Origin of the sequence: Amycolatopsis sp. SID8362, from assembly GCF_010550475.1 — a bacterium.
Lineage (GTDB): Bacteria > Actinomycetota > Actinomycetes > Mycobacteriales > Pseudonocardiaceae > Amycolatopsis > Amycolatopsis eburnea.
In genome coordinates this window covers 1-2,043 of sequence record NZ_JAAGNB010001125.1, presented here as the reverse complement: position 1 = coordinate 2,043, position 2,043 = coordinate 1, and the positions used below count along the sequence as shown (strand labels likewise).

Below are 2,043 nucleotides of genomic sequence, written 5' to 3'. Positions count from 1 at the left end.
GTGCTGACCAGCTCCGCGCCCGGTGCGGCGACGCCGACGTAGTCCCCCGCCTCGGTCTGCACCGGCTCGCCCGCCTGGTTCACCGAGCCGACCGCCAAGACCCCGGACGTCGCCGTCGGGTAGGTACGCGCGCCCTGCTGCGTCGCCGCGGCCGCCGACACGACCACCGCGCCTTCGTTTCGCGCGCGCGAAACCGCGTTGGACAGCGCCGGGCTGTCGGACGCCGCCGGGACGGCGATCAGGATGACGCCCGCGTGCCGGTCGAGCGCTGTGCCGATCGCGCCGGCCAGCGCGCCCGGGTCACCGCCGTCCTTCGCCGAGCTGTCGGTATAGCGGATCGGCAGCAGCCGCGCGCCCGGCGCGACGCCGGCGAACGACGTCGACGGATCCGGTTGCGCGGCCACGATCCCGGCCGCGATCGTGCCGCGCCCGTCGCAGTCGGAGGATTCGGTGCCCGCGCCGCCTTCGAGCTGGCCGGGCCGGAACTGGCCGTTCTGCCCGTCGACGCCGGTGCCGATCACGGCGACCAGCTGGCCGTCACCCCGCGTCAGCGGCCACAGGCGCGCGGGGTCGATCTGGCGCTGGCCCCACGGAACGGCGCCGGAATACGTGCCGGACGGGTTCGCGCACTGCGCTTCCGGGGCCGCGGCCGCCACCGCCGGCAAGCCGACCGCAACCAGGCCCGCGACCGCGAGCGCCGCCGGTATCCGCACCCGAACCCCCGAACCGAAAGACGGTGGCGGAAAAGGACTTCCGCCACCGCCAGTCTAGCCGGGAACCCGCGTTCAGCGAAGGTCCATGCCGAGATCCAACGCGGGTGAAGAGTGCGTCAGCCCGCCCACCGACAGGTAGTCCACACCGGACCGCGCGTAGGCTTTACCACGCTCGATGGTGAGCCCACCAGAGGATTCCAGCCGCGTCTTCGGGGAAACCTCGTCGCGGCGCGCGACCGCATGCCGGCAGCGCTCGGGCGTGAAGTTGTCCAGCAGCACCTCGTCCGCACCCGCGGCCAGCGCTTCCTCGAGCTGCTCGAGCGTGTCGACCTCGACCTCGCACGGCAGTTCCGGCGCGTGCGCGCGGGCCGCGGCCAGCGCCGCCGTCACCGAACCCGCGGCGACGACGTGGTTGTCCTTGATCAGCACGGCGTCGCCGAGGCCCAGCCGGTGGTTCACCCCGCCGCCGCAGCGGACGGCGTACTTCTGCAGCAGCCGCAATCCCGGCAACGTCTTGCGGGAGTCGCGGATCGCGCAGCCGGTACCGTCCACTTCGGACACCCAGGCGGCGGTCGCGGTGGCGACGCCGGAGAGGTGGCAGAGCAGGTTCAGCGCCGTGCGCTCGGCGGTGAGCAGCCCGCGCACCGGGCCGGCGAGCACGAGCGCGGGCTCCCCCGCGACCAGCCGGTCGCCGTCCTCGCGCCGGGCCAGCACCTCGTAGCCGTCGCCCAGCACCATGTCGAACACGGCCAGCGCCACCGGCAGCCCGGCCACGACGCCGTCGACGCGCGGGGTCAGCTCCGCCACGGCCGTCGCGGACGCGGGCACCGTCGACGCGGTCGTGGCGTCGGGCCCGTACCGCAGGTCTTCGCCGAGCGCGGTGGTGACCACCCGCTTGACGTCTTCGACGTCGAGGCCGGAAGCGGCGATCAGGCGCAGGACCGGTTCGGAGATCGGGAACGTCATGCCACGCCCTCCAGGGGGATCGGGTCGGCCAGCACCGGCTGGCCGGACGGGCTGAGCCGGATGAGCTGGCTGCGCCGCCAGTTCCCGTCCCGCTCGGGGAAATCGGAGCGCACGTGGCAGCCGCGCGACTCGGTGCGCCGCACGGCCGCGGCGAGCAACGCCTGCGCCACCACGGTCAGCGCCGCGTCCTCGACGCCCGCGTGTGTCCACAACGGAGTGTCCGAAAGCGACAGATCGAGCACCGAGCCGGCCGCCGCCAGCCCGTCGGCGTCCCGGCCGATGGCCGCGTACCGGCTCATCACCCGCTGCAGGGAGTCGCGCTCCGCCGCCGGCGCGGTGACGCGCGACGGCAGCCGCCCGCGCG

Annotated in this window: 2 protein-coding genes and 1 pseudogene; all 3 read right to left on the bottom strand. The window is 74.6% G+C overall.

Annotated features, from left to right (window positions below; translation table 11 throughout):
• The coding region (locus tag G3I65_RS35275; RefSeq protein WP_160699939.1) for a S8 family serine peptidase at positions 1–713 on the bottom strand (713 nt) is incomplete at its 3' end.
• 72 nt (positions 714–785) lie between these two features.
• Positions 786–1,679 (bottom strand): carboxylating nicotinate-nucleotide diphosphorylase, encoded by an 894-nt coding sequence (gene nadC / locus G3I65_RS35270; protein ID WP_160699938.1) that lies wholly within the window; start codon positions 1,677–1,679, stop codon positions 786–788.
• Positions 1,676–2,043: pseudogene (locus tag G3I65_RS35265) on the bottom strand (L-aspartate oxidase); the annotation flags it as partial. The gene nadC and the pseudogene G3I65_RS35265, both read right to left, overlap by 4 nt.